This is a genomic window from Ruegeria sp. HKCCD7296, from assembly GCF_013110775.1.
GTDB lineage: Bacteria > Pseudomonadota > Alphaproteobacteria > Rhodobacterales > Rhodobacteraceae > Ruegeria.
On the sequence record NZ_WVRF01000014.1, the window covers coordinates 1 to 23,172 of the forward strand.

Consider the following 23,172-nt stretch of genomic DNA (forward strand, 5'->3'; position numbering starts at 1 on the left):
TGAATTGATGAAACTGAGATAGCGGAAAACGTCGCAACGACCCTTGAGACTTCTGGGTGGGTTCACACCCAAAGTGCAATCTTTTTATTAAAACAGCATGTTGCACGGAAGATGATAAGACAGGCAACGCGACCCTCGCCTGAGTTCAGAATAAAACTTTAGAACGGAAGGCTCACCACACCCAAGAGTTTTAGATTCGCGAGAGGATACTGCTTACACGCTTGCAACCCGTTTCCTCTGTGCATCCCGAATTAGGGCCGCAAGGCGATAGAACCCATGTGCCATCTTGGCAAAAGGCATGAGCAGAAAAAACGTCAGCACCGATCCGAGATGAACCGCCAGAAGTGCCGGCATCATCTGGGTTGACCCCATTGCGTACAGGACAAGCCCACTCAGACCGACAAAACCCAGCAACAGGATAAAGCCGATATCGCCTCCCCATGCCGAAGGATCACCAAGATCGCGGTCTGACTTTTGTTTGAGAAGCGCCATAGCACCGCAACCAATAGTCAGCAGAACGCCACCAGTGACTCCAAATAGTTTAGGTAATGACCAAAACCCGTATGGCGCGTGCATTCCGAAACCATAGTGCATAACCGTCGCTACTGAAGTCGAGGCGAAGCACAGCAGAAATCCGTACATGATCGTGTGATGCACGTGACGACGAGCTTGGCTAAACCGGTCTTCGTCCTCAAAGTTGCAGCCTTCACCGTGTCCAGCAGCCAGATCCTGCATTTTGCCCGTATGATTTAAAGCAACTTTTAGGTCTGCCCACTTTATCGGTTTACCCCCAACCGTACGCCAATAGCGGTTCAGACCGACGACGACACTTATAAGAGGCAGTAGGAACGCCGGCGCAAAGATTGCGACCATCGCATTGTGTGACAATACGGCGTAGAACCCCTGCCCCCCGTCAGACCTGATCACGCGAATAGCCAAGAACATGAAAGCAAACCCTATCACCAGTGCCAAAGCTATGGCCCCTCCTTGGGTGTGAAACCGCTGGGCCAGAGGTTGCGGCCAAGCGAAGCTTTCCCAGCTGTCCCGGCGTACCTCTGCCAGAGCCTTGGGCAGGTTCAGGTCAAACTCGTGTGGCGCCGTATACTGACAGGCATAATAACAGCCCCGACAGTTATGGCACAGGTTGGCCAGTTGCGTGATATCGCCGTCCGAGAATGCGCGTTGAGCATGAAGCGATGGAAAGACCGAGCAGTAGCCTTCGCAATACCGGCAGGCGTTGCAAACCTCGGCCTGACGGCGGGCTTCTTGCATCAGATCAATTTGCATAAGCAGCGGCCTCACGTCCTGCGATGCGTCCAAAGACGGTTCCGATGGTCATGCCAAACCCAGCCAGGTACCCCTGCCCCAAAATCGATCCGGCCATGGTCTCGCCTGCTGCCCAGAGGTTTTTGATCTTGCCGTCCGGTGTCGAACACTGGGCCGTATCGTCAACCTTCAGCCCCAGATATGTGAAGGTCACACCGGTGCGCAGCGAGTAGCCATAAAAAGGCGGTTCGGTAATCGGGCGCGCCCAGTTGGTTTTAGGTGGTTTCAATCCCGAGGTCGCCACGCCATCCAATTCGGTAGGATGAAAGCCACTGGTGTCGCCACAGGCCGCGTTGAACGCGGCGACCGTTTCTGACAGCTTGTCTGCCGGAAGACCCATCATTCCGGCCAGTTCTTCCAATGTATCCGCCTTCAGAGGCGGGAAAACCGACGGCATGAACAGGTTCAGCGATTTTGCATCAATGATGACGTAACCAACCTGATCCGGCTGCGCCGCCACCAATCGGCCCCAGATTGCATAGCGCTTGGGCCATACGTCTTCGCCCTCGTCATAAAACCGCTCGGCTTTCTTGTTCACGACGATGGAAAAAGGCACACAGTCCAGCCGCGTGACAATGCCCCCATCGAATTTCGGCGCACGCCCGTCAATGGCCACGGCGTGGCACTGCGTAGGATCGCCGACGCTCTCGACGCCTTGATCCAGAAGGTCAGCCAGAACTACGCCCCGGTTATACGGAGTGCCACGGATCAGAAAGTTTTTCGCGGGTTCCCCCCATGCGCGGGTTAGCCAATCCGTGTCAGCCTGAAACCCGCCCGAGGCGACTATGACTGCTTTCGGTGCGATGCGGTGAGACTGGCCTTCGCAGGTGTAATCCACCCATTCGATCCGATCGCCGCTCAGCTCCAAATGCGTCACAGCGGCTTCATACAGCACGTCGACGCCCAGAGCCGCCGCTGTCCTATAGTACGCATTCACCAGAGACTTTCCGCCGCCCATAAAGAATGCGTTTGTTCGCGCCAATGAAAGTGTCCCGGACAGAGACGGTTGAAAGCGAACCCCGCGCTTTTCCATCCATGGCAGACATTCCTCGGACGTGCGTATGGCCAAGCGGGCGAGATGCTCATCTGTTTTCCCATCGGTGACCTTCATCAGGTCGGACAGGTATTCATTCTCGCTGTACGCATCGACCAAAGGGCCTAACGGACCCGCATGCATACACCGAAAGTTCCGGGTATGGCGCGAGTTCCCTCCGCGATATGGTTTTGGAGCGGTCTCAAGGATCAATACGCGGGCACCCGCCTCGGCGGCAGTCATCGCGGCACACAAGGCGGCGTTTCCACCGCCAATGACAGCAATATCGTAAGCTTTCTTTTGGGTAGCCATATTCTGACTGCCTATTGAATTTCATCGGTTGTGCGGTCGCGTTCCTGTAACGCACGGATTCGCATCCGTTGCGCGGCCTGAATGTGTGCGCGCATTTCCGTTTCAGCCGCCGCGCCATCGCGGGCCTTCAGAGCGGCCATGATACGCCGATGCTCCGCCACTGCCGCGTCGGCACGGTCGCTGTCCAACAATTGCGAAGGGCCAAGGATCAGCAAAGCCTTTTGCAGTGACAGCATGGATTTGGCCAGAAACCGGTTTTTGGCGGCATCCAGAAGCGTGGCATGGAAAACCCTGTTGATCTGAGCCGCGTCAGGACCTGTGCCCGCCTCGGCAAGCCGGTCATTCAATATGCCTAATTCATCCAGTTCGATGTCCGACGCCGCGCGGGCCGCCAGCCGGGCGGCAGTGCCCTCCAGCACTGCGCGCATTTCGTAAAGCTCCATGACTTCGGCGTAGTCCAGACTGCGCACTGTCGCGCCCTGCCGCGGAACATGTGTGACCAGCCCGTCAGCCTCCAATTGCCGGATCGCCTCGCGCACCGGGGTGCGGCTGACACCAAGCCGTTCAGACAATTCAATCTCGCGCAGGCGATTGCCGGGCAAAAGAGTGCCCCCGCGAATCTCGTCCAGCAGGCGCTGGTACGCAGAATTGCCTTGTGGACCAGGCTGGAAGGAGGCGTCTTGAATCGTCATCACAGGCTCACTTGCTTACTTGCGTCCATGTGTATACATTTGGATACACACTGAGTCAACGACGCCGGAACCTCCATTGTGCCCACCCTCTTGAATTCACCCTCTTTGATGACCAAACGGGCACTGACGTTCGGCCTGGCGGTTCTGGGCACCAGTGTATTTTGGGCATTGAACTTGCCGCTGCCCTTCTTGTTTGGCCCTATGAGCGCGTGTCTGATTGCTGCTCTGGCTCATGCCCCCATGGAAGGTTTTGGGCAGGTCTCGGTTGCAGCGCGTACCATACTAGGCGTTGCGGTCGGGGCATCGATTACACCTGACTTGTTTGTGCAACTGCCCAAAATGGCCTCTTCGATTCTGTTGGTTCCATTCTTTATCCTGTTAATCGCGATGGTCGGTGTGCCGTTTTTCCGCAAAGTCTGGGGTTTTGACCCAAAAACCGCGTTTTACGCGGCAATGCCGGGTGGGCTTCAAGACATGATCATTTTCGGCACTGAAGCAGGGGCCAACCCGCGCACTTTGTCGCTGATACATGGAACGCGCGTTTTGATCATCGTCACCCTAGCCCCAGTATTCCTGACAGTTTTCTACGACGCGGACTTAACCAATCCCATAGGCCAGCCTGCGCGGGACCTCCCGATACACGAATTGGCACTTATGTTGGTCGCCGCTGTTATCGGTTGGAAGGGCGGCGAGCGCATCGGCCTGTTCGGGGCATCGATCTTGGGGCCAATGATCCTGACGGCAGCGCTGTCCCTTGGAGACTTCATCCACACCAGGCCGCCACGTGAGGCCATTTTAGCTGCGCAATTTTTTATTGGCTGTGCGATCGGTGTGAAATTTGTGGGGGTAACATGGACCGAACTTCGCCGTGTCGTGGCCGCGGGTTTCACGTATGTCATTGTGCTTGCCGTCCTTGCAGCGGTGTTCACCGCCTTAGTCACAACTTTAGGTCTTGGGCACCCTGTCGAAGCGTTTCTGGCATTCGCCCCCGGCGGGCAGGCCGAGATGACGGTTCTGGCTATTGTATCGGGCGCCGATCTGGGCTTTGTGATCACTCACCATCTGACAAGGATCGTTTTGGTCATCATCGGCGCACCAATCGCCGCCAATCTCATTTTGAAAGGGACACAGAACCGAGATTGATCGCGCGGAACAGCTTTGACCCGGGATTTGCGAGATAGGGGTCAATTCGTTCTGGACTCAAATCCCATCGCAGTGCTGGTCTACCTGGCGTAAATTTGAACCCATGGCTAAATGACGCTGTTCTTAACGTGTTGTTTGCGGTTTCTTGCTCAAAAAAACATGTGCAAACTTGGCAAGGCTGAACTATTTTTTTAATGCGGCGATGCTTCCTGGAATGATTAGGATCAAAAACAGTGAAATCTGAACACCGCCTATCTGCGCCTCAGCGCCACGAACTGCGCAATGTGCGGAACCAAGGCATCGCTTTTTTAGCGCTGGCGTTCCTGTTCAGCATCTTCGTTAATTTGCTGATGCTAACGGGTCCCCTGTTCATGTTGCAGGTATATGACCGGGTTTTGGGCTCGCGCGCGGTCGAGACTTTGACCGCTCTGTTTTTGCTCGTCGCCATGCTTTACGCGCTTATGGCGATGCTCGACTTTGCTCGTGGCCGTATCGTTGCGCGGTTTGGCGCACGGTTCCAATCCCAACTGGACGAGCGTGTGTTCGAAGCCACTATGCGTCGGTCCCTTGTTCCTCAGGTGCGCTCTGCCCCTGCAACCGCTTTGCGCGATCTGGAATCCATTCGAAACCTATGCTCGTCCCCGGTTCTTCTGGCAGTCATGGACCTTCCGTGGACGCCGGTCTTTTTAGGCGCGATTTTCCTGTTTCACCCACTGCTTGGATGGCTGGCCGTGGGCAGCGGTGTGGTGCTTGTGGCAATCGCCCTGCTCAATCAGGCGATGACCAGCAGGAAAGTTGCCGAGGCCCAGTCCGCAACTGCGCGGGCCAATGCCTTTTCCGAGCACGCCAGACAAGCGGCAGAAGTAGTACGTTCGCAAGGGATGCAGGCAGACGTCACAAAGCGGTGGCTGAAGCAGCGATCCGATGCCTTGACGCAGTCTGTCGCAGCAAGCGACTGGACTGGAAGTTTTACGTCACTTACCAAATCGTTACGGCTGTTTCTTCAATCAGCCATGCTGGCCTTGGGCGCATGGTTGGTGCTGCAAAACGAAATGACTCCCGGCGCGATGATTGCGGGATCGATCCTGCTTGGCCGCGCCCTGGCGCCTGTCGAACAAGCTGTAGGCCAGTGGAATGTTGTGGAACGCGCCCGAACGGCTTGGGTCTCATTGAACAGGTTTTTGGATCATACTCCGCCAGAAGAAAAGCGCATTCGTCTTCCCGTGCCGAAGGCGCAACTCGAAGCAAAATCCCTGACGGTGATACCTCCGGGGGCTTCAACTCCGACATTACGAAACGTAAACCTGAAGCTGGAACCCGGCAAAGCCTTGGGTGTCATCGGGAAAAGCGGATCAGGAAAGACAACACTGGCAAAGGCATTGCTGGGGCTTTGGCGACCTGCCGCCGGTGAAATCAGGTTGGGCGGTGCAACACTGGATCAATACGACCCAAACGATCTGGGCAGCCATATCGGTTACTTGCCGCAGCAGGTGACCCTGTTTAACGGAACGGTTGCTGAAAACATTGCCAGAATGTCCGAGAACCCGGATTCCGAGGCGGTTGTAGCAGCAGCCAAGAAAGCCAACGCGCATGAGTTGATTCTGTCTCTGGAAAAAGGTTACGGCACCTTTCTGGAAGGCAATGACAGCCAATTGTCCGGGGGACAGAAACAGCGGATCGCTCTGGCACGAGCGCTATATGGAAATCCCGTCCTTCTGATTTTGGATGAGCCGAACTCGGCACTGGACGCAGATGGAACCGATGCATTGAACACGGCGGTCCGCGGCCTGAAAGCCGCAGGCAAGTCAACAATCATCATGACGCACAGACCGCAGGCCATTTCAGAATGCGATGATCTGGCCGTTGTTGAAAAGGGCCAGGTAGTAAAGTTCGGCAGCCGAGACGAAGTCCTGAACGCGATGGTGCAGAACGCAGGCGCGATCAAGCGTAAGCTCAGCCCTGTAGGTGAATGATGGCGAAGAAACCAACGAAAAAACCAGAACAGGTCTGGAGCATGAAAATTCCTGCGCTGGTCGGATTTCTTGCGCTGTTCCTATTGGTGGGCGGATTGGGCTATTGGGCGGTCAAGACGCGCCTGGCCGGTGCTATTGTGTCCTCGGGGGTGATCGAAGTGCAAAGCAATCGGCAGGTCGTCGAACACCCTGACGGCGGCGTGGTCGGAGAAATTTTCGTACGCGACGGGGATGTGGTGTCTTCAGGCGACATGCTGCTGCGTCTGGACGATACCTTCCTTTCGTCCGAACAAACTATTGTCGAGGCGCAACTGTTCGAACTTTTAGTCCGGCGCGCCAGGTTAGAGGCAGAGCGGGATGGCCTGACACCTGCGGAACTGACAACCCAGCTCACCGAGGTTCAGAAAGAATACGGCATTGGGGCCGACCTGATTGCCGGGCAGCAGAACCTTTTCGAGGCCAGACTGGAAACGCTGTCCCGTCAGGATGAACAACTGCGCAAACAAGTTGTTCAAATCGAAAGCGAGATCGAAGGCACGCAGGCCCAACTGGTCTCTTTGCGGCGCCAGGTCGAATTGATCGAAGATGAACTGGAAGATCAGCAAAGCCTGTTGAACCGCGGACTGACACAAACCAGCCGTGTACTTGCGCTCCAACGGGAAGAAGCCAGCCTGAACGGTGAGATTGGCCGCCTGGAGGCCGCTGTCGCACGACTTCGAGGGCAGATCGCCTCGACCGAAATACAGATTGTCGAACTGACCGCAACCCGGCGGGAAGAGGCGATCACCACCTTGCGGGACGTCCAGGCACAGGTTGCCGAGCTGTCTGAACGCAGGCTGTCCTTGTCCGAGCGCCTGACCCGTCTGGACATTCGCGCCCCAGTTACCGGAAGAGTGTACGGAAGTCAGGTTTTTGCGTTGCAGTCGGTCGTGCAGCCGGGGGAACCGATGATGTATATTGTGCCTCAGGACACACCTTTGCTGGTGGCAGCCCGAGTGGACGCAATCCATGTTGATCAGTTGCATGTTGGTCAGCCAGTGGCTTTGCGGTTCCCCGCATTTAACCAGCGAGAAACACCTGAACTGGACGGGCAAGTATACAACGTCTCTGCTGATACGTTCACCGACGAACAATCAGGGTTTACGTTCTATCGCGCCGAAGTTGAGCTGAACGACAGGCAGATTGACCGGTTGAACGGGCAAGAGCTTTTGCCCGGCATGCCGGTAGAAGCGCTGATTAAAACCGACGAGCGTACACCGCTGTCTTATCTGGTCAAACCAATGGCTGACTATTTCAATCGCGCCTTCCGCGAATAAGGCAGGCGCCGCTAATTCTGGATCACTGCGCTTTCCCATTCCGCCAAAAATCTGCGGCGCTTCAATCTGTCCAAAAAAGTAAGCAGAGCGGGGTCCAAGCCAATCGTTTCACGCTCGGTCTCTGTATCATACGGTGCCAGAGGCGGCAGTGAAAAAGCGCCACGGCCTCTGTCTGACTGGCTTTCCACGAGGTGACGAACAAAAGACGAAGCCGCCTCGACCTCAGGCGTGCCTTTTAGAATCAACGCAGTTCGCATCATGGTGGTTTGGAAATCTGACGGTCGGATGATTTCCAGAACATCCTTGCTGCCCGCCCGTGCTGAAGCGTAACTGCCGAGTACGTTGTACGCTACAGCAATCTCTCCGCTGACAAGATCGTCAATCATATCGGCTGAACAACAATACAAGCGAACATCCAACCCGCCCATGACCTCCATCAGGCGCCAATAGGTCTCGGACGCGCGCGCATCCTGAGTTGCAAACAAATAACCCAGGCCGGATTGCCGGATATCATAGGTCCCTACCCTTCCCAGAAAATCGTCGGGATGCGCACGAAGTATTTCGATAAGCTGTTGGCGGGTTTCCGGAATGGGACCACCCGCAAAAGCCGCGCTATTTATCACAATCGTTGCCGGTTCGAACGTAAAGGCAAACAGACTTTGATGCCATTGCGCCCAAGCCGGTAGTTGGATGTTGTCAATCGCCTGCCCATATCCGTCATTTGCCAGTTTCAGTTGCAGGTCCATTGCACTGGAAATGACGATATCAAAATCGTCAGGGGCCGCGCGGACGACACGGTCGATATCTGCCGTGCCCGTCACCATGTAATCAATCGAGATACCTGGGTTTTCCTTGAGAAACGCGGCGATTAGCGGCTCGAAAAGAAAAGTGTCGGTGCTAGAAATCACCCGCAGGGATGTATGGCCGGCCTCTGCATTGAAAACCTGCCTGTCTTCCCAGACTTGCGCCAACCCAACCACAGGAAAGATAACCAGAATCAGAGCGATAATGTAACGCACGCGCCGCCCCCTTGCCGATTTGCCAATTCCAGCTCGCCGCCGTGGGCTGTTGCAACATCCTGCACGATGGTCAGACCCAAGCCGGAGCCGATGGTTCCGCTTGCGTTTTTGCCGCGTTCGAACCGGCGCGTCAGCGTGTCAATTTCGTTGGGCGGAAAACCGGGCCCGCGGTCTTTGACACGGATCTGAGCCGTGGGTGCCGACGTCACTTCAATGCGAACAGAACTGTCAGGCGGTGCATATTTCAAAGCATTGTCGATCATGTTTCGCACCGCATTCTGAATGAGGATCGGGTCCCCCGAATAATGAACCGTAGGGTCACCGCCCAGAGACAGCGAAAGGTCTTTCATTTCAGCAATGGGTGTCAAACGCTGAACCAAATCCCGGATCAATGTGACCAGATCGATCTCTTCCCGTTCAAGGTGATCCGCGCGGAACGTAATCATCGCGTGATCCAACAACTGTCCTGCCGCCCGCGAGCTTTCGTCAATGGCGCGCACCATCGAACGCAATGCTTCACGGTTTTCTTCCTTTTCTACCCTTTGCAATGTCGCATCGGCATAAGACCTGACTGTTGCCAATGGGGTTCGTACGCGGTGCGCCGCCTCGGCAATAAAGTCTTCGGATTGGCTCAGGGACTGATCGAGGCGCCCCATCAATGAGTTCAGCGAAGCCACCAATGGTGCCATTTCACGGGGCACGGGTTTCCTGAATGGGCTCAGATCCTGCGGACCTCGTCGGGTGACAGAGGTTGTCAGCCGGTTCAACTGCCCAATGGTCGACGATGTCGCCCAAAAGGACAAAGCGGCGGCAAGGCCAAAGAACCCTATCCCCAAGATTGCCGCATTGCGTGAGATTTGATCCAGGGTTTCCGCCAGCGCATCCTGTGTTTGCCCCAACACAATTTCGATGACGGTTTGCTTGTCCAACCCCACCAACGTTCGGTTGGCACTGACCTGACGGATGGTCTCGCCTCGAACCTGGCTTGATTCAAAGCGCCACCGGCCGTCATACTGCTCTGAGGACGGTAAAAGGTCTTCGTATCCAGACAGAAATTCTCCGTCTTGATAAATCGCATAAAAGACCCGGTCGTCGGACGGGGTACTCAGCATTGCGAAGGCGGCGTATGGAATATCAACCTCAAGCTCACCTTCGCGCAGGGCTACTGCATCAAGTATGGAGGTCACGGAGGCGCTCAGAATATTATCCTGCCCCTGTTGTGCAACCTGCGCGGCATAGTTTCGGACCGCGACAAAAAGCAGAAACGCAAGAAGTGCAGCACCCCCGATGAGTGTCAAAACCAATCGGTTCCGCAGCGACCCTGATACATTCGGGTCAAGAGGCATGATCCAGCCTGTATCCCAGACCACGAAGTGTTGTGATCTTCAATTCAGACGGCTCCAAATGCTTGCGCAAGCGACCCACATAGACCTCAATCGCGTTGTCCGAGACAGTGTCGTCATAAGAAAACAACCGATCCGTAAGTTTTTGCTTGGAAAACACCTGTCCGGGCGCGTTGATGAACAACTCCAGCAAGCGCAGTTCGCGGTTTCGCAGGGAAACGGTCTGTTCCCCGACAGTCAGGTGGCCAGCCAGTGGATCGAATACGATACCGCCCACTTCGATCCTTGTCTTCGCGTTCCCGGATTTGCGACGCAGAACGGCACGGCAACGCGCCTCAAGCTCGGCATGATCGAAGGGTTTGGTGACATAATCGTCTGCCCCCAGATCCAGCGAACCGATTCGATCCGACACCTGACTGCGGGCCGTCAGCACAATGACGGGCGTGTCCCGATTGCCTGCGCGATGCTGTTTTAAGAAGTCGCGTCCATCCCCGTCAGGCAGCATGATGTCCAGCAGGATCAGGTCATAATCCTGAGTTTCCACAAACCCCGTCGCATCATCCAAATTTGCCGCGTGATCAATTACATGCCCGTCTAACCTCATGCGGGAACAAATCGCACGTGCAAGGTCGGGACTGTCTTCAACAAGCAGGAACTTCATGGGGCTTTTGCACTATTTTTGACGCATGACAGGTTGATGTCAGGTTGATGTGTTTTTGTTCCGCCAATCTGAGCCGCGACGCGGCCGGTTGTCAAATGGGAGGACATCATGACGACATTCACACTGGGCCGCCGCGCCCTGATCGCAGCTGTGGCCGCAATTGGCCTGACAGGACCGGCTTTAGCAGATGGCCATCAGGTTGTGGACAGCATCCACTTTCTGATCCCCGGTGGCGCCGGCGGCGGCTGGGACGGCACTGCCCGTGGCACTGGCGAAGCACTGACCAATGCTGGCCTGGTCGGGACGGCATCTTACGAGAACATGTCCGGTGGCGGCGGCGGTAAAGCCATTGGCTATCTGATCGAAAACGCCGACAGTAATCACGGCACGCTGATGGTGAACTCAACTCCGATCGTAATCCGTTCACTGACCGGCGTATTTCCGCATAACTTCCGCGACCTGACTCTGGTCTCGGGCACCATCGGTGACTATGCCGCGATCGTTGTGGGCAAAGACAGCCCCATCAACTCCATGGATGACCTGCTTGCCGCCTTTGACGCCGATCCGGGCGGAACTGCGATTGGTGGCGGTTCGGTTCCCGGCGGTATGGACCATCTGGTGGCCGCGATGGTGATGGAAGCTGCGGGTAAGGACGCACTTGGGGTGAAATACATCCCTTACGATGCAGGCGGTAAAGCCATGGCGGCACTGCTGTCGGGCGAGATCGCGGCGCTGTCCACCGGTTTTTCAGAAGCCGTTGATCTGGCGAACGCGGGAGAAGTCAAAATCATCGGCGTGACGTCGGAAGAACGCGTCGATGCGGCGCCTGATGCGATGACCATGAAGGAACAAGGCATCGACACCACCTTCGTAAATTGGCGTGGCTTCTTTGCAGCCCCTGGACTGCCCGAAGACAAGCTGGCCGCCTATCAGGCCGCGATTGCCAAGATGTACGACACCCCGGAATGGGAAGAGGTTCGTGCGCGTAACGGTTGGGTGAACATCCACAACTCTGGCGACGACTTCCAGTCATTCCTGGAGCAGCAGGAACAGCAGATCGGCGATCTGATGAAAAAGCTGGGCTTCCTCTGAAACCACTACCGGCAGAGCGGGCCGCCGCTCTGCCATCCCCAACGACAAGAAAGGAGGGGGCCTCATGGCGCTGGATCGCTGGATCGCGCTCATTCTTCTGGGTGTGTGTTTAACATATGGCTACGCCGCTTGGTTCACGATGGATGGCGGCCTTCCCCCTTTCATGCAGAGAAACCCAATCTGGCCCAGCACCTTCCCAAAAGTGCTGTCGATTCTGGGTATCATCACCACCACGATCATTCTCTTGGGTTTCGAGAAGGCTGAACCAAAAAAAGCCGATATCGATTATCGGCGGTTGGGTGACTACCATCTTGATCAGGCGCTGATGCTCCTCGCTCTGATGGTGATCTACGCCCTCTGCCTGCGCCCTGTTGGGTTTCTGATCTCGACCTCGGCTTTCCTGATCCTGGGATCGTTCATTCTGGGTGAACGTAAGTGGCATATCATGCTTCCCGTCGCTTTCATCGCGACAGGTGCCGTCTGGTATCTGGTGCAGGAAGTTCTTGGCATCTACATGCGCCCCCTGCCGGGCATTTTCGGAGGCTGACATGCTTGAAGGACTTCTGATCGGCCTGCAAACGGCATTTTCACTTCAAAACCTGCTGATGGTCATCGCAGGATGTCTGATCGGTACATTCATCGGCATGCTTCCGGGCCTAGGCCCGATGTCGATTATCGCGATCATGATCCCGGTTGCGATTTCCATGGGTGACCCTTCAGCGGCGCTGATCCTGTTGGCCGGTGTCTACTATGGCGCCATCTTCGGCGGCTCAACTTCTTCGATCCTGCTCAATGCGCCGGGGGTCGCAGGCACGGTGGCCTCCAGCTTTGACGGCTATCCAATGGCCCGACAGGGCAAAGCGGGCAAAGCCCTGACCATCGCGGCCATCGCAAGTTTCGCGGGCGGCACTTTGGGCGCGGTCCTTTTGATGGTCTTCGCCCCTGCCCTGTCCTCCGTGGCCTTGCTGTTCCACTCCGCCGAGTATTTCGCGCTTATGGTGGTTGGCTTGTCGGCTATTGCAGCCTTTGCAGGTACAGGTCAGGTGGCGAAAGCTGTCATCATGACGGTTTTGGGCCTGATCATGGCCACTGTCGGCGAAGGTGCGTTGTTCAACCTACCGCGTTTCACCATGGGCATTATGGATCTGCAATCAGGCTTTGGCTTCATCACGCTTGCTATGGCCATGTTCGCTTTGCCCGAAGCACTTTTTCTAGTCCTCAAACCAAAGGACCTGAAAGGCGACGATGGTGAAATCAAGGACCTGCGGATCACCAAGGCCGAGGCCAAGGCCATAGCGCCAGTGGTCGGTCGTCAATCGGTTCAAGGGTTCTTCATCGGCGTTCTGCCCGGCGCAGGCGCAACCATTGCCAGCTTTCTGGGTTATGCGGTCGAGCGCAACATCGCGCCGAAAGAGGAGCAGGAAGAATTCGGCAAAGGGTCAATCAAAGGGCTGGCCGCACCCGAAACAGCGAACAACGCCGCGTGTACCGGTTCATTCGTGCCCCTACTGACGCTGGGCATTCCCGGCTCTGGTACGACGGCGATCCTGCTTGGCGCTTTGATCGCCTTGAACGTCACGCCCGGCCCGCGTCTGATGCTGGACGAGCCGCAGATTTTCTGGGCCGTGATCATGTCGATGTTCATCGGCAACCTCGTTCTGCTGGTGCTGAACCTGCCGCTGATCCCTTACATCGCCAAAGTTCTCTCGGTTCCACGCAACTATCTGATCCCCTTCATTTTGTTCTTCACTCTGATGGGGGCCTATATTGGCCAGAACAATGCGACTGAGCTTTTGATACTTGTTGGCTTCGGTGTCTGCGCCACAGCGTTGAAATTCGCCGATTACCCGCTGGCTCCATTGCTGATCGGTTTCATTCTCGGTGGGATGATGGAAGACAACTTTGCCCGTTCGATGCAGCTCTATGACGGCATTGCATTTATCTGGGAGCGTCCGATGACGCTGGGTCTGCTGGTTATCGCAGTGCTGCTGGTGCTTCTGCCAAGCTACCGTGCACGTCGCGCACGGGCACGGGCCGCGGGGGTCGCCGAAGGTGACTGAACCGCTGGAAGGAATACGGGTTCTAGATCTGACAAATGTCCTTGCGGGTCCGTATTGCTGCTATCAACTGGCGCTGATGGGTGCTGAAGTGATCAAGGTCGAACGCCCCGGTGGCGGCGACCTTGCCCGCGTTCTGGGCGCTGACCCCGACAGAAACAAAGCCGGCATGGGGATCAGTTTTCTGGCGCAAAACGCCGATAAGAAATCGGTAACGCTCGACATGAAATCGTCAAAAGGCAAGGCGTTGCTTAAACGGCTTGTAAAAACTGCTGATGTGCTGGTCGAAAACTTCCGGCCCGGTGTGATGGATCGGCTTGGTCTGGGCTACGACGTCTTGCGTAAGGTCAATCCAAACCTGATCTACTGCGCCATCACCGGGTTCGGTCAGGACGGCCCGCGACGGGACGATCCGGCCTATGATCAGATCGTTCAGGGCATCAGTGGCGTGATGTCCATCACCGGGGCACCGGACACTGCACCCTACCGCGTTGGCTACCCTTTGGCAGATACGGTCGGCGGGATGACGGCCGCCTTTGCCGTGTCTGCGGCGTTGAACGCGAAACCGCGTGGAACCTTTCTGGATGTTGCGATGTCCGAAGCCGTTGTTTCCACAATGGGTTGGGTCGTGTCGAATTTTTTAGTCGGCGGCGTCACACCCGCAGCGCATGGAAATGAAAACACAACGTCTGCCCCATCGGGGACGTTTGCGACGCTCGACAGCCCAATAAACATCGCTGCAAACCGAGATGAACAGTGGCAGGCCCTTACAAGACATCTGGGGCGGGACGATCTGCTAAACAACCCCGACTACGCAACCCGCGAAGACCGCAAACAAAACCGTCACGCCTTGCGCGACGCGCTGGAACAAACTCTGCGGACCAGAGCCGCAACCGACTGGGTTCGAGAACTTAATGCCATCGGCGTACCAACCGGGCAGGTTCTGACAGTGGCCGAAGCTCTTGCAGACGAACAACTTTCTGGGCGTGGCCTGATCGGGTCTGTGCGGGTTCAACGCGAAGATATGAAGCTTGCGGGCAGTCCCGTTGTCATGGACGGCGCGCGGCGCTTGCCACAAAACGCACCACCTGAACTTGGAGCTGACAACAATGCGATCTGGTCTGAAATCGGATTGTCCGACGCAGAAATTGATGCGTTGAACAAGGAGGGGGTCATATGAGCGATGTTTCCGATTGGTGGACGACATCCATCATCGACATGGAGCCCGGCCGGATCGATATGCGCGGTGAGCCGATCCAGGACCTGATCGGAAATGTCAGTTTCTCGGAGATGATCTGGTTCATGGTGCGCGGGGATCGCCCCTCGGACGCGCAGGCCCGATTGTTCGAAGCAGCTTTGGTCGCGGCGGTGGACCACGGCCCTCAGGCACCATCGATTGCAACTGCACGCATGGCCGTGACTTGTGGCTTACCTCTCAACAACGCGATTGCAAGCGCCGTAAATATGTTGGGCGACATTCACGGCGGGGCTGGTGAGCAAGCCGTAACTCTCTACCATTTCGTTGCGGAACATCCCGGTCGCTTGGAACAGGCATTGGACGACTGGATTGAAAGCGAAGGAACGATACTGCCTGGTTTTGGCCACCGGTTTCACACCCCAACGGATCCGCGCGCTCCGCGTCTGATGACAATGGCTTCTCAAGCCGTAAAGGATCAAGCGTGTGATGGACGGTTTATGCGGATTGGCCAAGCGATCGAGGCAGAATTGGCACGGCGCAAAGGCAAGCCCGTTCCAATGAACATAGATGGCGCAACCGCGGTTATCTACGCCGAACTTGGTTTTGCGCCCCCGCTTGCGCGCGGTCTGTTCTGCCTATCCCGATCCGTCGGTATATTGGCCCATGCATGGGAACAGATGCAACAAGGGGGCAGGAACAAGGGACCGACACCACCCACCTATCGCTGGACCTATAAGCCGAAATGAACCGCCGCTACGCGGTTTTCAGATGTGGGCGACCGGCCAACAGGTCCGCTGCGGCGCGGGCAATCATCAGTTCTTCATTCGTCGGGATCGCCATGACCACAACGCGGGACAGATCCGTTGAGATGATCCGATCATTGTCCGCATTCGCATCCGGGTTCAGCTCGATCCCCAACCATCCCATTCCGGAACACACCCGGTCGCGCACCAGTCGCGAGTTTTCTCCGATCCCGCCGGTGAATACCAAGGCGTCTATACCGCCCAGAATGGCCGCCATCGCCCCGAGCTCCCGCCGAATACGGAATGTGAAGTAACTGATCGCCTGACGGCTTTCGGGCGTGTCCGCCTTTTCCAAGGTACGCATGTCGTTCGATAACCCCGAAAGGCCCAGCAAGCCTGACTTGCGGAACAGAAGGTCCGAGATTTCGTCGGCGCTTAACCCCTCCTGATCCATCAAGTACAGCACCACACCGGGATCAAGCTGTCCGCAACGCGACCCCATTGGCAGCCCATCCAAAGCCGAAAAACCCATGGTCGAGCCAACAGATCGCCCTCCGATCATTGCACACATTGATGCACCGTTGCCCAGATGGGCAACAACCACGCGACCTTCGTGCAACAACGGGGCCGTCTTGGCCATGTGGTCCGAGATGTATTCATAGCTCAGGCCATGAAAACCGTATCGACGAACGCCCTTCTCATAATACTCGCGTGGCAGGGCAAAAACGTCGTTCTCCCACGGGTGGTTACGGTGAAAGGCCGTGTCGAAACAGGCGATCTGGGCAGCGTTCGGAAACCGTTTCATCGCCGCCTTTGCCCCGGCCAGATTGTGCGGTTGGTGCAATGGCGCGAAGGGCGAAAGCTTGTCCAGCGCTTCAATGGAGGCTTCGGTCAGCGGCAGCGGTGCATCGATATTCGGACCACCGTGGACAACACGATGTCCAAATGCGGTCACCTCGCTGTTTGGAAATGAACGCGCCAGCAGATTCAACACCCAATCCAGGGCCGCGGCATGGTCATGGATTTCGCCCGCCGTGCCACTGGCCAAAACACTGCCATCAGATGACTTGGCTTTGACCAAAGGCTCCCCCTCGCCAATCCGCTCAACCGCCCCGGTGCAAACCATTATCGGATCGTCATTGGTCAACTCGAACAGACCAAATTTCATCGAAGACGATCCAGCGTTCAATGTCACGACATGTGTCATGCGTGTGCTCCGGTTTGCGACATAGTAAATGCATCGTGCAGCGCGGCTACAGCGCAGGACGCCAGCCGCGCCTTGTCGTCATCAGCTCGGCTGGTCAGAATGATGGGCGCTTTGGCCCCCATCACCACCCCTGCCCCTTCTGCATTCGCGATATAGGTCAGTTGCTTGGCCATCATGTTTCCGGCATCCAGATTGGGCACCACCAGAATATCTGTTTTGCCCGCAACGTCCGAGACTATTCCTTTAGATCGCGCAGCAGCGAGGCTGACGGCATTGTCCATGGCAAGGGGGCCATCAACCAACCCTCCTGTGATCTGACCGCGTTCCGCCATTTTCGACAGCAAGGCCGCATCCACCGAAGATCGAATAGCCGGATTGACAGTCTCGATAGCGGAAAGGATGCCCGCCCTGGGTTGTTCGATCCCCAGAGACAAGGCCAGATCGATCGCGTTTTGGACAATGTCTATCTTGGTTTCCAGGTCCGGTTCGATATTTATCGCCGCGTCTGTCACCAATAGCGGTCTGGGTTGCCCTGGCACGTCCATAACAAACACATGGGTAAACCGGCGTCCCGCGCGCAGGCCATTCTCGCGTCGCAGCGCGGCCTTCAACAGTTCATCCGTGTGCAGATGCCCTTTCATCAACGCCTTGGCCCGACCTGCAGCAACAAGATCAACCGCCGTATTGGCTGCGCTGAAATGGTCGCTCTGCGGTATGATCTCAAACTTATCGAGCGTAGCGCCTATTTCGGCGGCCGCGCTGGCGATTTTCTTGGGATCACCGATCAAAATAGGGGCAATGATCGTCTCGTGCGCGGCCAGCAGGGCACCACCCAAAGAATTCGGGTCCTCAGGGGCCACGACCGCCGTCGGCATGGGCGGCAGAGGGCGCACCTTATCCAACATGGCGTCAAAGTGCCGATGCCGTTTGACCACAAGCCCGGGCAATTCCAGTTCGGCAAACGCCAGCTCTTTGTCCGGTGCAACGACAACAGCTTGCCCAGTAACGATCACTGCGCTGTCGGATGGGCGTGTCACAGCTGTATCGAAAACAACTTCTCGGTTCGGTCGCTTTTCTGCAACCGTGACCCTGGACACAAGCTCATCACCCGCATGTGCCCGTTCAATAAAGTTAAAGTTCTGCGACTTGTAGAGCGTCCCTGCGCCCGGCAGAACGTTTCCCAGGACGGCAGAGATCAGAGCCCCCACAAACATGGCAGGCGCAACCGCTTCGTTGGTATGATCACCGTCGCCATCTTCACTTGCCAGATGGAGCGGATTGTGATTGCCGGAATTGTTCGCGAATACATAGAAGTCGTCGACAGAGCAGGTACGAACCAGCTCGGCAGTATCGCCGACCTGAAGCTTGTCATAAGGCTTGTTGTGATACTGCATGAACTTTCGATTCCGTTTCGGTCCGTGTCGCGGCGCTGTGAACTCTCTTGCTGATACTCAGTTTGGCGTTCAATGAAAACGATGCAACAACGCCGCCCGGTTTGGACGCCACTCTACCTTCAGAATGCAACGACTTGATGTCTGTGCGTCCTGAAACTAGGCACATCGAAGACTAAGAGCGCCTCATTCCACCGCCGCCCTGTTTTCGCATCGTCAGGCCGATCCGTTTTCGGGGCACATCCACCTCGACAACGCGGACTTTCACAACCTGCCCGGTTTTGACAACCTCATGCGGGTCTTTGACGAATCGATCTGCCAACTGGCTGACATGGACCAGCCCATCTTGATGAACACCAACATCCACAAATGCCCCGAAGGCGGCCACGTTTGTCACGGTGCCTTCCAGAACCATCCCGGGCTTCAGGTCAGTGATCTCTTCGATGCCATCCGCAAAGGAGGCCGTGACGAAACTTGGGCGAGGATCGCGTCCAGGCTTTTCCAACTCGGCAAAGATGTCCCGAACCGTCGGCAGACCGAAATCTTCTGTCACGAACTGTTCGGCCCTCATTCCTTTCAAAGCTCCGTCATGGCCCATGATGCGTCGAATATCGCGTCCGCAAGCGGCCACAACACGTCGGGCGATGTCATATGCTTCGGGGTGAACCGAAGAGGCGTCCAGCGGCTCTGCGCCATCCCGGATGCGCAGGAAGCCGGCGCATTGTTCAAATGCACGCGGGCCCAGCCGAGCAACGGACAACAGATCTTTACGCGATTGAAACGGCCCATTCAGATCACGATGGGTAACGATGGCCTCTGCCTGTGCCGGACCCAGACCCGACACACGCGACAGCAACGGGGCAGAAGCGGTATTCAGATCGACGCCAACTGCATTCACCACATCTTCAATCGCGGAATCCAGAGACTGGGAAAGCCGGTGTTGATCCACGTCATGCTGATACTGACCGACGCCAATGGATTTGGGCTCGATTTTAACCAGCTCCGCCAACGGGTCCTGCAACCGCCGGGCAATGGACACTGCCCCGCGCAGCGAAACATCCAGATCAGGAAACTCGCGCGCAGCCAGTTCAGAGGCGGAGTAGACCGAAGCCCCCGCCTCGGACACCACCACCTTTGTCGGCGCTTTCACCGTCTTCGGCAGCAGGGAAAGTGTGTCTGCAACCAACCGTTCAGTTTCGCGGCTGGCGGTCCCGTTACCGATGGCGATCAGTTCGATCTGGTGGGCCGAGATCAGATCGAGGATGGTCGCCTGCGCCCCGCGCACGTCCTTCTTAGGCTGAAATGGATAAAGCGTGTCGGTCGCCACCACCTTGCCGGTTGCATCAACAACGGCCGCCTTCACACCGGTGCGGATGCCCGGGTCAAGACCCAAAGTGGCCTTGGCCCCTGCTGGCGCTGCAAAGAGCAAATCCTTCAAATTGCGCGAAAAGACCTGAATGGCTTCGTCCTGCGCTCGGCTGCGCAGATCCGCCATGAGATCAACCATCATCGATAACGACAGTTTTACACGCCACGTCCAGCCCGCAACCTTGCGCAGCCATGCATCTCCTCGCCCCTTCCCGCGCGTTTGTAGATGTGCGGCGACAATCGTCTCGGCCCGCGCCGCGCCAAATTCGGGTTCGGGCGCGATATCCAACGTAACAATGCCTTCTTTCGAGGCGCGCAGCATCGCCAGCGCACGATGCGACGGCACATCGGCCCAAAGCTCGGAATGGTCAAAGTAATCACTAAATTTCGCGCCTTCCTTTTCCTTTCCATCGATGACCTTTGCAGTCAGTATTGCCTCGCGCTGCATGAAGGTCCGCAGTTCGCCCAAAAGTTCAGCGTTTTCCGTCAACCGTTCGGTCAAAATATCCCGCGCCCCGTTTAGCGCGTCGCGCTGGGTCGGTACCGCCTCGGAAAGATAAGCCTTGGCCAGTGTTTCCGGTTCCGCATCACGGTCGGCCAAAATGGCATCGGCCAACGACTCAAGCCCATTTTCCCGCGCAATCATCGCCTTGGTGCGCCGTTTGGGCTTGTACGGCAGGTAAATATCTTCCAGTTGCGCCTTGGTCTCGGCCCGGGCAATTGATTTGCTCAGGTCTTCGGTTAGCTTCCCCTGGTCCCGGATCGAGTTCAGGATGGTTTCACGTCGCGCTTCAAGCTCTCGTAGATAGGTCAGCCGCTCGGACAACAAACGCAACTGGCCATCGTCCAAACCGCCTGTTGCTTCTTTCCGGTAGCGGGCGACAAATGGCACGGTTGCCCCATCATCCAGCAATTTGATCGCGGCTCCGACCTGATTGGAGCCTGCATTAATCTCGGTGGCAATGGTGCGGGCGATACGGTCCAAAGGAGCCTCCTGAAACAACTGTGGAAGGGTGTCTTACCCAGCCGTTTCAACAAGTAAAAGACCCCAGCCCTGAAGCGGTCGCAAAAAATCGGGGCGGTTAATCACGCCCAGCGACAGATGTTTCCAAAGTTGCCCGCAACACTTGGGCGTCAATAGGTTTATAGAGCAACGGAAGATCAGCACGCGCACAGTAGTCAGCAAGGTCAGCGGACCGATTGGCCGAAATAATACACCCAGGCAAAGGGCCAAACGCGTGGAACAGTGCGTTTATTGCATCAATCCCGGTTTCATCGTTATTTAGCTGGTAATCGGCAACAATGACATCTGGCAGTATACCTATTTCTCGTAGTAGACGGGTTGCGTCTTCTCCGCCTTCCGCTTCCAGAACCTCAACACCCCAAGACTCGATGGTCATGCGCAACGCATTGCGCAGGTTCTCATCGTTTTCGATCAGCAAAGTGACAGTGTTGCACGGCAATACAGAGTTTGATTTTTGACGCGCCGAGGGATCGCGCACCACCGGCAGTCTTGTCTTTGCCAGAGGAATTTCAACCGAGAACCCCGAACCTTTGCCAACCTCGGACCGCAAATGGATCGGGTGTCTCAACAACCCGCAGGCCCGTTCAACAATCGCAAGCCCCAACCCCATACCTTCTGCGGCGCTAGCGTCTGAGTGCAAACGCTGAAACTCCTGAAAAACAGTATCTCTGTGATGTGGTGCGATGCCGATGCCAGTATCCCAAACCTCTAGCGACACGGTTTTCTTGCGCCGCCTGACGCCCACCAGCACCTTGCCTGCCTCGGTGTATCGGATCGCATTCGACAACAGGTTTTGTAGAATGCGCCGCAGATAACTTGCATCACTGGTGACAACCGAGCTCGTGCCCACAAAGCGCAAATCCAATCCCTTAGCCTGTGCAACCGGGCGAAATGCGTCCTCAATCTGAGAAAACAGCTGTCCAAGAGGAACTGGGGACAAGTGTACACGAGCGCGCCCTGAATCCAGTTTTGATATGTCCAGTAAAGCCTCGAGAATGTGTTCAACACTGTTCAACGCACTTTCCGCTTTTGCAGCAACAGCCTGGGCATCTTCGCCTTGTAACCCGCTGCCCAGCGACGCCACATACAGCTTTGCGGCTGACAATGGCTGAAGAAGATCGTGACTGGCGGCGGCCACAAAACGCGACTTCGACGCGTTGGCACGCTCGGCCTCATTCAGCGCGTCGGCAAGTTCCACCGTGCGTGACGCCACGCGCTGTTCCAGCAGTTCTTTTGCTTCATATAAGGCCTCGGCTGATTTGCGTTCCGCCGTCACATCCGTAAAAGAGATCACAAAACCCCGATCCGGCATTTCCTGAGCAAAAACAGACAGAATCTTTGAGCGCCCGCGATGCATTTGAAATTGCAGCGGTCGTCGCGAGGTCCTGCGACGCACCCAATTTAACAAGTCCTGTTCGGTGATCCCCTTTTGGAAAGAAATGTTTGCGCTGAGGCGGTTGGACAGAGTGTCGAAACGTGTACCCATCTGAAATTGGGTGATTGGCACAGCCAACAATTCGCTGGCACGATTGTTCCAGCCAATCAGGCGGTGTTTGTTGTCAAATATGCAGACACCCTGTTCGATATGTTCCAAAGTTGCGCGGATCAAGCGGGCTTTGTCATCGAGAATGCGGTCTCTCTCCTGCCGCTCGATACGCATAATGTCGGTTACATCCGTCTGTAGGATCACAGTGCCGCCATCTGGTGTGCGGTGCTCGGACACCTGCATCCAACGATTTCCAACAAGCCGGACATTAAAGACCACGCGATCTTCGCTGTGCCGGTCCAGGCGAGTTTGGCCCCAATCATGCGGGGTCATCCCTTCGGGTAGTGACAGGAACTTGGACTGGCTAAGTAATTCGACATAATCCGAAAACCCGAGCCCGGGGTTCATCCGGTCTTGAATGTCGGGCATATGTGAACCGAAACGGCTGTTACACAGCACAAGTTGATCATCCCGATTGAACAGAGCAAAGCCTTCCTGAACCGTTTCGATTGCGTTGGCGAGGTCGGCCCGCGCCGCCTCGGTTTCCTGATTGGCCTGCGCCAGCCTTGCGTTTGACTCGTTCAGCAGCTCAAGTGCGCGTTCCAAATCGTCTGTTCTGGCTCGAACCTCTTGCTCCAAAACAGCTGCACGCTGGAACTGCGCATATGCAGCTCCTGAAGCATCTGTCGACTCTTCGACCCGCCGCATAAGAGCTTCGACAATTTTGCGTAGCTTCTCGTTTTGACGCTCTATCGTGTCGGAGGGGTCCGTCAGGTGCTCGATCATGA

At 56.3% G+C, this 23,172-nt stretch carries 18 protein-coding genes; 8 read left to right on the forward strand and 10 right to left on the reverse strand.

Going from position 1 to position 23,172, the window contains the following annotated elements:
• Positions 1 to 213: 213 nt before the first annotated feature.
• Genes tcuB through GS632_RS16765 form a run of 3 tightly spaced genes read right to left on the reverse strand, consistent with a single transcriptional unit; the run spans position 214 to position 3,363 of the window.
• The gene (gene tcuB / locus GS632_RS16755) at positions 214 to 1,287 is read right to left on the reverse strand and encodes a tricarballylate utilization 4Fe-4S protein TcuB (protein WP_171177041.1); all 1,074 of its coding nucleotides are present in this window, start codon (positions 1,285 to 1,287) and stop codon (positions 214 to 216) included.
• The gene (tcuA, locus tag GS632_RS16760) at positions 1,277 to 2,671 is read right to left on the reverse strand and encodes an FAD-dependent tricarballylate dehydrogenase TcuA (protein WP_171238300.1); all 1,395 of its coding nucleotides are present in this window, start codon (positions 2,669 to 2,671) and stop codon (positions 1,277 to 1,279) included. The genes tcuB and tcuA overlap by 11 nt, the downstream gene beginning before the upstream one ends.
• Before the next feature lie 11 nt (positions 2,672 to 2,682).
• Entirely contained in the window at positions 2,683 to 3,363 is a 681-nt protein-coding gene (locus tag GS632_RS16765; RefSeq protein WP_171177045.1) for a GntR family transcriptional regulator, read from the reverse strand.
• A 108-nt stretch (positions 3,364 to 3,471) separates the two neighbouring features.
• On the opposite strand from GS632_RS16765, the gene GS632_RS16770 reads away from it, so the two are divergent.
• The 3 genes from GS632_RS16770 to GS632_RS16780 all read left to right on the forward strand — a co-directional run bounded on the left by GS632_RS16770 (position 3,472) and on the right by GS632_RS16780 (position 7,795).
• Positions 3,472 to 4,506 (forward strand): AbrB family transcriptional regulator, encoded by a 1,035-nt coding sequence (locus GS632_RS16770; RefSeq protein ID WP_171238338.1) that lies wholly within the window; start codon positions 3,472 to 3,474, stop codon positions 4,504 to 4,506.
• Positions 4,507 to 4,739: 233 nt separating this feature from the next.
• Positions 4,740 to 6,479 carry a type I secretion system permease/ATPase gene (locus GS632_RS16775; protein ID WP_171177050.1) on the forward strand — a complete coding sequence of 580 codons (1,740 nt, stop codon included), beginning with the start codon at positions 4,740 to 4,742 and terminating at the stop codon, positions 6,477 to 6,479.
• 41 nt (positions 6,480 to 6,520) lie between these two features.
• Entirely contained in the window at positions 6,521 to 7,795 is a 1,275-nt protein-coding gene (locus tag GS632_RS16780; RefSeq protein ID WP_253284502.1) for an HlyD family type I secretion periplasmic adaptor subunit, read from the forward strand.
• Positions 7,796 to 7,806: 11 nt separating this feature from the next.
• Here the strand turns inward: GS632_RS16780 and GS632_RS16785 are convergent, their stop codons facing one another.
• Genes GS632_RS16785 through GS632_RS16795 form a run of 3 tightly spaced genes read right to left on the reverse strand, consistent with a single transcriptional unit; the run spans position 7,807 to position 10,818 of the window.
• The gene (locus tag GS632_RS16785) at positions 7,807 to 8,814 is read right to left on the reverse strand and encodes an ABC transporter substrate-binding protein (RefSeq protein ID WP_171177053.1); all 1,008 of its coding nucleotides are present in this window, start codon (positions 8,812 to 8,814) and stop codon (positions 7,807 to 7,809) included.
• Positions 8,793 to 10,160 carry a sensor histidine kinase gene (locus GS632_RS16790; protein WP_171177057.1) on the reverse strand — a complete coding sequence of 456 codons (1,368 nt, stop codon included), beginning with the start codon at positions 10,158 to 10,160 and terminating at the stop codon, positions 8,793 to 8,795. The genes GS632_RS16785 and GS632_RS16790 overlap by 22 nt, the downstream gene beginning before the upstream one ends.
• Positions 10,150 to 10,818: a response regulator transcription factor gene (locus GS632_RS16795; RefSeq protein WP_171177058.1), complete on the reverse strand. Its 669-nt coding sequence runs from the start codon at positions 10,816 to 10,818 to the stop codon at positions 10,150 to 10,152. The genes GS632_RS16790 and GS632_RS16795 overlap by 11 nt, the downstream gene beginning before the upstream one ends.
• A 108-nt stretch (positions 10,819 to 10,926) precedes the next feature.
• On the opposite strand from GS632_RS16795, the gene GS632_RS16800 reads away from it, so the two are divergent.
• From GS632_RS16800 to GS632_RS16820, 5 genes are all read left to right on the forward strand, one after another.
• A complete protein-coding gene (locus tag GS632_RS16800) occupies positions 10,927 to 11,910 on the forward strand; it encodes a tripartite tricarboxylate transporter substrate binding protein (protein WP_171177060.1) in 984 nt (327 codons plus the stop codon).
• Between the two features lie 64 nt (positions 11,911 to 11,974).
• Positions 11,975 to 12,457 carry a tripartite tricarboxylate transporter TctB family protein gene (locus GS632_RS16805; protein ID WP_171177062.1) on the forward strand — a complete coding sequence of 161 codons (483 nt, stop codon included), beginning with the start codon at positions 11,975 to 11,977 and terminating at the stop codon, positions 12,455 to 12,457.
• 1 nt (position 12,458) lies between these two features.
• A complete protein-coding gene (locus tag GS632_RS16810; protein WP_171177064.1) occupies positions 12,459 to 13,970 on the forward strand; it encodes a tripartite tricarboxylate transporter permease in 1,512 nt (503 codons plus the stop codon).
• Entirely contained in the window at positions 13,963 to 15,147 is a 1,185-nt protein-coding gene (locus GS632_RS16815) for a CaiB/BaiF CoA-transferase family protein (protein WP_171177066.1), read from the forward strand. The genes GS632_RS16810 and GS632_RS16815 overlap by 8 nt, the downstream gene beginning before the upstream one ends.
• On the forward strand, positions 15,144 to 15,911 hold the full coding sequence (locus GS632_RS16820; RefSeq protein ID WP_171177068.1) for a citryl-CoA lyase: 768 nt from the start codon (positions 15,144 to 15,146) through the stop codon (positions 15,909 to 15,911). The genes GS632_RS16815 and GS632_RS16820 overlap by 4 nt, the downstream gene beginning before the upstream one ends.
• A 7-nt stretch (positions 15,912 to 15,918) precedes the next feature.
• Here the strand turns inward: GS632_RS16820 and GS632_RS16825 are convergent, their stop codons facing one another.
• The 4 genes from GS632_RS16825 to GS632_RS16840 all read right to left on the reverse strand — a co-directional run bounded on the left by GS632_RS16825 (position 15,919) and on the right by GS632_RS16840 (position 23,170).
• On the reverse strand, positions 15,919 to 17,115 hold the full coding sequence (locus GS632_RS16825; protein ID WP_171177070.1) for an acetate/propionate family kinase: 1,197 nt from the start codon (positions 17,113 to 17,115) through the stop codon (positions 15,919 to 15,921).
• Positions 17,112 to 18,509, reverse strand: a complete 1,398-nt coding sequence (locus GS632_RS16830; protein ID WP_171177073.1) for a bifunctional enoyl-CoA hydratase/phosphate acetyltransferase — start codon at positions 18,507 to 18,509, stop codon at positions 17,112 to 17,114. The genes GS632_RS16825 and GS632_RS16830 overlap by 4 nt, the downstream gene beginning before the upstream one ends.
• 172 nt (positions 18,510 to 18,681) lie before the next feature.
• The gene (locus tag GS632_RS16835; RefSeq protein WP_171238298.1) at positions 18,682 to 20,859 is read right to left on the reverse strand and encodes a Tex family protein; all 2,178 of its coding nucleotides are present in this window, start codon (positions 20,857 to 20,859) and stop codon (positions 18,682 to 18,684) included.
• A 97-nt stretch (positions 20,860 to 20,956) separates the two neighbouring features.
• The gene (locus GS632_RS16840) at positions 20,957 to 23,170 is read right to left on the reverse strand and encodes a PAS-domain containing protein (RefSeq protein WP_171177077.1); all 2,214 of its coding nucleotides are present in this window, start codon (positions 23,168 to 23,170) and stop codon (positions 20,957 to 20,959) included.
• Between the last annotated feature and the right edge of the window lie 2 nt (positions 23,171 to 23,172).